At 74.5% G+C, this 6702-nt stretch carries 3 protein-coding genes and 1 pseudogene; all 4 read right to left on the bottom strand.

Annotated features, from left to right (window positions below; translation table 11 throughout):
• Positions 1–85: 85 nt before the first annotated feature.
• Positions 86–2509 carry a vWA domain-containing protein gene (locus FPZ41_RS43680; protein WP_194236436.1) on the bottom strand — a complete coding sequence of 808 codons (2424 nt, stop codon included), beginning with the start codon at positions 2507–2509 and terminating at the stop codon, positions 86–88.
• Between the two features lie 380 nt (positions 2510–2889).
• Positions 2890–3417 (bottom strand): Pycsar system effector family protein, encoded by a 528-nt coding sequence (locus tag FPZ41_RS43675; protein ID WP_228023408.1) that lies wholly within the window; start codon positions 3415–3417, stop codon positions 2890–2892.
• Entirely contained in the window at positions 3414–4817 is a 1404-nt protein-coding gene (locus FPZ41_RS43670; protein WP_152870122.1) for a hypothetical protein, read from the bottom strand. Before FPZ41_RS43670 ends, FPZ41_RS43675 begins: the two co-directional genes overlap by 4 nt.
• Positions 4814–6702 (bottom strand): annotated as a pseudogene (locus FPZ41_RS47625) (hypothetical protein); the annotation flags it as partial. The gene FPZ41_RS43670 and the pseudogene FPZ41_RS47625, both read right to left, overlap by 4 nt.

Here is a 6702-nt window from a genome sequence, read left to right as displayed (position 1 = left end):
GACGTGGACTGTGGGGTGGGTGTCGGGGGGGGGCCGGACCGGTGAGGTCGCGGTCCGGCCCCGGTCGTCAGAGGGCGTCGCTGAGTCAGAGGGCGTCGCTGAGGTCGTCGTCGTACGAGGACCTGGGGTACGGGTCGTGGGCCGTGGGCTCCCGCTCGTCGTCCCGTCCGGGTGCCGTGGGCGCGGTCACCGGCCTGCGGCGGGACGTCAGGCCGGCGAACCAGCGCGGGACGCCGGGTGTGCGGGGCGAGCGCGTACCGGCCGCGGTGTTCCGCTCCACGCGCAGGTGTACGTCGCCGCTCAGCGGGGTGTCGTCCCCGAGCCGCAGATCCTGCACGGCACCGCCCGGGGTACGCAGCCGGGCACCGCCCCGCGGGTTGCGCTGGAGGGCGTACGCGCCACCAGGGCGCGGGTCGAGGCGGGGGTCCGTGCCGAACTCGTCCAGGACGTCGAAGCGGTACCAGGGGCCGCGGCCGGACGGCACGGGGATCTCGCTCGCCGTCCGCTCGCCCGAGCCGTCGGACACCGTCAGCCGGAGCCGGAGTCCGCCAGGATCGACGTCGGTCGCCCGCCGCCGCAGCCGCCACACGGCGTATCCGGCCAGGCCGAGGAGCAGGATCGCGGCCGGAACGATCGCCCCCCACCAGTCGTCCCAGATCTGCCGCCACCAGGCGGGCACCGGCGTGACGTCCACGGCGACCAGCTTCGCGTCGAGCGGCCGCTTGTGGTCGCCCTGGTCCAGGACCTCCAGTCGCGCCGTGAGCCGGTGCGGCCGCTGTCCGTCGTCGACCGTCAGCCGTCCCTCGCGGTTCAGGGACTCGCCGGGGGCGAGGGTGACCTCCGTGGGGGAGAGCGTCACCGCGCCCGGCTCGGTGTCCTGGAGGTACAGGCGCAGGGTGCGGGGCTCGCCGGAGTCGTTGGACGCCATCAGGACGAAGGGCACGCTCTGGCCGGGGTGCACCTCGGTGCCGTCGACACGGAGTTCGGCCCGGACGTCCGGGTTGACGGGAGCGGTGCGGGTGAGGAAGGGGCGGTGGTCGGCGGTGAGGCCCACGGCTCCGAGCACGCCGACGGCCTTGAGCGATCCGTCCGCGCTCTTCGGGATGCGTACGCTGCCTGTGAACCGGCCGTCGCCCGCCCTGCTGTCGCCGTTCTCCCCCGTGTCGCCGAGGCCGAGGTCCCGGGGCCGGAAGCCGTCGCCGGTCAGCACTCCGGAGACCTTCAGCCTGCGCAGGTCCCTCGGGTCGCTGACGCCCTCGCCGTCGCGGGTCTGCAGGCTCAGTTCGACCCGTGCCGTCTCGCCGGGCCGCGGTGAGGCGGGAGTCATCACGATCGACGAGCGGACGGTGCCGCGCCACTGCACCGCGACACTCGCGAGCCGGTCCCGGTGCCCTTCCGGGGCGTCCAGGCGGACCCGCCAGGTGCCGGGCCGCGGGTCGGTGATCCGCAGGGACTCCACTTCGCCTCCCGCTCCGGCGAGTTCGAAGGTGGAGCCGTCGGCACGCGTACCGGGTTCGACCTTCCTGCCGCGCGGGTCGTAGTACGTGGCCTTCACCTCGGGGTCGCCCTTGGAGACGACGATGGTGGCGAGGGTGGCGAGCGGGGACAGCCGCAAGGAGATGTCGGCGGGCGGCCTGTCCTCCACGGGCGGGTCGGTGACCAGGCAGCGGGCCCCGGCGAACGCCCGCTGCAGGGCGTTGCCCAGCGTCCTGGAGTCGGGCACGACCGCGGCGCGCGGCCGGGCCGCGGCAAGGTCGGCGCACCCGCCCTGGTAGCCGCCGGCCGCCATGGCGTCCAGGGCGCCCTCGTCAATGCCCTGGCCGAAGCCGAGGGGCCAGATCTGCACCTTGGCCCGGGCGGCCTCGGCCAGTGCCTTCTTCAGCTCGCGTTCGCCGTTCTCCCGGCGGCTCTCCTTGTCGGCGCCGTAGGCGGGGCTGTCGCCCACGTCGAGCTTTCCGTCGGTGAGCAGGAACAGGATGCGCGGCCTGCCGGTCGCGTGCTCGCCGAGCCGGGTGACGGCCTGCCTGATGACGGCCGGGAAGTCGGTGCCGGCGCCCTTGCCCTTGTCCCGCCGTGCCAGCCGGTCGATGCACTCGCCCGTCTTCTCCCGGGCCACCGGGTCGAGTTCGGTGGTCGGGCACACCTCGTCCACCGCGCTCTGCTCGTCGTTGTCCGCGCTCGCGAAGCCGAGGACGGTGAGACGGGAGGAGGCGGAGATCTCTCCCAGCGCGATACGGGCGGCCGCGTCCCGTTCCCGTTCGACGTCGGAGGGCCGGAGGCTGCCGGACTCGTCGACCGCGATGGCCAGTTCCACCGGATCCGACGCCTTGGGCGCTGCGGCGGGCCCGGCCGGCGCCGCGAGGGCGGGTGCGGGCACGGCCAGCAGGAGAGCGGACAGCAGTGCAGCGGACCGGCGGGCGGTGCGCGCCCCAGGGTCCTTCTGATGGATCTCCGTGGAGGAAGGAGCGGCGTCCGGTGCGTGCGATCGGCGTGCGGCGTGGAGGGTCATGTGGCGGAGCCACCTGTCCCTGCGCGCCGTGCGGCATGGGGGTCCCCCCGCTCGGGCGAAGCCGAGAGTGGGGGAGTGCGTGCCGGACGCCGCGACGCCGCGGAGATCCATCAGAAGGGCCCTGAGCCCCTCTCCCGCTCGTGGTGGGGGGACCGGCACTCTGTGAGCCGATCCGGTGATGTGTGTGTCCACGTCCTCCCCTTTGCAATCCTGTTATGTCATGTGATGTCGGGCATGCGGGACGCGTCGATGCCCGTACGCCCTGCTCGTCCCTGCTCGTCCCTGCTGGTCCCGCGGCCGGGCCGTCGCCGTCGGCGGCGACCGCTGCCGACGGCCACCCCGGTGGCTCGCCCGGTGACCCTCCCGGTGGCGCCGACGAGTCAGCCGAGCAGCAGCCCGGCCGTCGCCGACAGTGCCCCCGGCAGCAGCCAGCCGACCCCCCACCTGATGCACCGGTACTTCTCGACGAGGATGTGGCTCATGTCCACCGTCTGAGTCAGCAGCCAGGCCGTGAGGTCCTCACAGGCCCTGGTCACCGCATCAGTCACCCCTTGTTCCCCCGACGCCCCGTGCACCGCGACGACATCGGCGAAGAATGTGATGCCGGGCCCCGCCCGCTCAGTTCCGCTGCGCGGCAGCATCGCTCGAATGAGTGAGATCGAGCCGATCAGCCACATCAGGGCGCCCGCTCCCGCCAGCACCAGGCACAGGACGGAGGGGCGGGAGGGCAGCCGCTGCCCGATGCCGAGCAACAGGGCCGGAACGCCCAGGGCGACGGAGAGCAGCACCGACGCCTTGATGTCCGCCCGCCCGGTGTCCTCACGGACGACGGCGAGCAGCCGCTCCGCCACGTACCGGGTCTCCGCGCCGGTGGGCACCCGCGCCGCCGGGACGCCTCCCCCGGTCATCGGCCGACGCCCCCCGTGCCGTAACCGGGCCGACGCGGGCCCGGGTTCCAGGAGTTCTCGCCGGGGCCCTCCGACCAGAAGTCGTCGTCCTCGTCCTCCGGCCGCCGGGACCGGGGGAGCTCCGGGGAGCCGCCGTGCGGGGGCGGCCCGGCGGGTGCGGGGGCCGGTTCCCGGCGCACCTCGTGCACCATCGCGTCCTCGGGCTCGCCCCACCAGTCGTCCTCGTCGGGCCGCCGCGCCGGCCACGGGTCCGGGGCGTCACTCAGCGGCCGGTCGTCGGTGTGCGAGCCCCAGGCATCCTCCGCCGGCCGGTTGCCCGAACCCGAGCCGCGGGCATCGCCCTCCGGGCGGCCCCCGGGTGTCGGGGACTCCGGGCCCGTGGCGTACGGCATGCCCGTACGGCCGGTGTCCGCGGCGGCGGGTCCGGGCTTGTCGTACGGACTGTCGGGCCAGGCCCGTTCGAGGGCGGGCCGCTGCCCGGTGCCGCCCGGCGGAGCCGGGGTTCCGGGGGCCGGGGGCAGGGCGCGGACGGCGTACTCGTCGTGGGCCGGGTACCCGTGCGACTGGTCCGGCAGCGCCATGCGCCGGATGTAGGCGTCCAGTTCCGGAGTGTTGATGCGCCCCTCCCGCGCCATCCGGACGAGGAACTCCCGGTTCTCGCGCTGCTCGTCCGTCTTCGTTTCCATCATCATCTTGATCAGCTCGGCGACCTCCTTGCGGTCGCCGGAAGCCATGAGGTAGGCGGATCGCTCGGCGTCGGTGCCCTGGGCGAGCCGGGTGAAGCCCGCGAACCGGCCCGCGACGCGCTGGGCCTCGGCGTCGTCCGACCGCGCTCCGGCGACGAACTCGATGTGCGCGCGGTCGGTGCCGACCTCGACGAACACCCGTGTCCGCAAGCCCACCTCATGACCGAGGTCGGCCCACTTCCCGGCCGCGACCTCGGACCGCACCGCCCGGTTGGCCTCCTGCGCTTGGTGCACGGCGTACCGCCCCGAGACGTCACGGAGCCGGTCGACGATCTCGGGCCCCAGGTCCTGCTCCACGCTGTCGAGGCGCTTCTCCGCGACCAGCCGGAAGTCGGTCACCTCCCAGCGCAGCTTCACCCTCGTCTCGAAGAAGGTGGCGGCGCCCAGGGCGGGCAACTCGACGTCGAACGTCGTCACATGGCGGCCACGGACGATCTCGCAGACACTGGTCGCCCGGGCCCATCTGCTGCGCCGGTCCGAGTGGTCGGCGCCCTGCGCGGTGATGACGCTGCAACCCCCGTCCTGGTAGAAGACCACCGAGGCCACCTGCGCTCCCACATGCCGGAAACCCCGTTCCCGCAGCAGCCGTTCACGCAGGAACGGCCCGGCGAGGTTCTCCGGGATGATCAGTTCTTCCTCCGGACCCACCGTCATCTCTGCTCCTTCCCCCGGGCCCTGGGGCCACTGCCCGTGGCGGCCATCGCGGCCAGCACATGGCGCTCGAAAACTTCGGTCATCGGTTCCTCGGGCGCCGCGGACATGGTCCGCAGCAGCCATCGCAGCCGCGCGGCGTCGCGCCGGTCGCGGACCATCCGGGGCAGCAGCCAGAGCAGCGCCTGGAGGATCTCGCCCGGAGGCGTCGCCTCTGCGGCGTCCGGGCCCGCCTCCGGGGCTCCGGATTCCTCCTCGAACGCGTAGGTCCGCCCCGCGTGACCCGGGAGCACGGCATCGGCCTCCGCGGCTCGCAGCCACATGCGCAGCCCCTCGGTCGCGGCCTCGGCCGACAGATGGCTGTCCAGCGCCCGCCACAGCAGATCGGCGAGCGGTTCGGCCGCGCCCTCCACCACCACCGCGACCGCCAGGGCGAGCGGCCAGTGGATACGGCGCGCCAACTCCGCGTCGGTCAGGGCGGTGGACGCCCGCGGCACCGGCGGGCGGGGCACGGCTCCTGAGCGGCCGGCTCCGGTGCGCGGGTCCGGGTGGCGCTCCGAGCCTGGTCCGCGGGGCACCGCGGGGACGCTGCCGGGAACCCTGGTACCGCCGTAGGCAGCCGGGACGCCGGACGCCGGTCCGGCCGACGGCGAACCGTCGGCGGGCGGGTGGTACTCGTCCGGCCCTTCGGGCTGCCACATCTCGTCGGTGCGCGCGCAGAACAGGCGTACGGCGCTGAGCAGCGCCAGGTGCAGGCGCTCGCCGGACGTTTCGTCGGACCACTCCCGCAGCACGGTCGCCGCCTCACCGGCCCGGCTTCCGGCGGTGAGCCGGACCACGCCGTAGGAGGCGACCAGCGACTGCGCGCCCTCGTCACGGCTGCCGATGGCGCACAGCAGTCCCAGGGCGCTGTGCGTGTCGTCCACAATCCTGCCGAACCCGAGCGTGACCGCCGCCGTCCACCGCAGTGCCGCCACGGGGGCGTCCGCCCAGTCGGTGACCACGGCGCGGACCGCCGAGCGGTACGGTTGCCGGCCCGCCGCCTGGCCCAGGGCGGTCGCCGCGAAGAAACGGCGCCGTGTGTCGCCCGCGACGGCCAGCGGCCGGATCAGTTCCGTGAACCCGTACCCCAGGTCGGCGGTGGACAGCTCTCCGGCCACCACGGCGGCGCGTACCCACACCTGCGGACGGGCGTCTCCGGCCAGCTTGCGCAGCCAGCGCACCACGGGGCCGCGGGCGGCGTGGTGGCGGTGCCACACCTCGGCCAGGACCGACGCGGCCAGCGCCTCGCCCCGGTACGCCACGGTGCGCACCGGCACCGGCACGCCGCCCACGGACTCCTCCTCGCCACCGCGCAGTTCGGCCCGGCAGGCGGCGAGCAGGCCCTCAAGGTTCTCGGCGAACACGGGCCGCCCGTGCGTACGCTCCGGCTCACGTGCCGTGAGGATCTCCTGCGCGAGCAGTTCCGCGGCGTCCGCGACCGCGCTGAACGCCTCGCCGTCCAGCACCGCGAGCGCGATCCGGAACGCGGCTTCCCGTACCCGGTCCTGAGCGACGTCCGCCCGGTCGTTCGCCGTCGTACGACCGCGGTCACCGGCCGACGGCACCGGGCCGGCCGTCCCGGTGAACCATGCGCGTGCCTGCTGCCGCGCGACCTCGGCACAGGCCTCCAGGAGATCCTCGCGGCTCATCTCGCCACGGACGTGCCGCGCCACCCAGTCCGCCAGCGACTCCGTCTCGGACGGGTGCAGGGCCTCCGGCGGGACGCCCAGGGCGTTCAGGAAGAGCGGATGCGCGAGGATCTGCTCGCTCCGGGCGAGGGCGTCCCGGTCGGGTTCGTCGGACAGGTGCCGCATCAGCTGCCACGACAGCAGTTCCTCGGCGGGGG

This window comes from Streptomyces acidicola (assembly GCF_009377235.1).
Taxonomy (GTDB): domain Bacteria; phylum Actinomycetota; class Actinomycetes; order Streptomycetales; family Streptomycetaceae; genus Streptomyces; species Streptomyces acidicola.
This window is presented reverse-complemented; position numbering and strand designations above follow the sequence as displayed.

Excerpts from the sequence above, each read along its gene's own strand:
- FPZ41_RS43680 (WP_194236436.1), bottom strand. The coding sequence starts at position 2,509 with ATGACCCTCCACGCCGCACGCCGATCGCACGCACCGGACGCCGCTCCT.
- FPZ41_RS43675 (WP_228023408.1), bottom strand. The coding sequence starts at position 3,417 with ATGACCGGGGGAGGCGTCCCGGCGGCGCGGGTGCCCACCGGCGCGGAG.
- FPZ41_RS43670 (WP_152870122.1), bottom strand. The coding sequence starts at position 4,817 with ATGACGGTGGGTCCGGAGGAAGAACTGATCATCCCGGAGAACCTCGCC.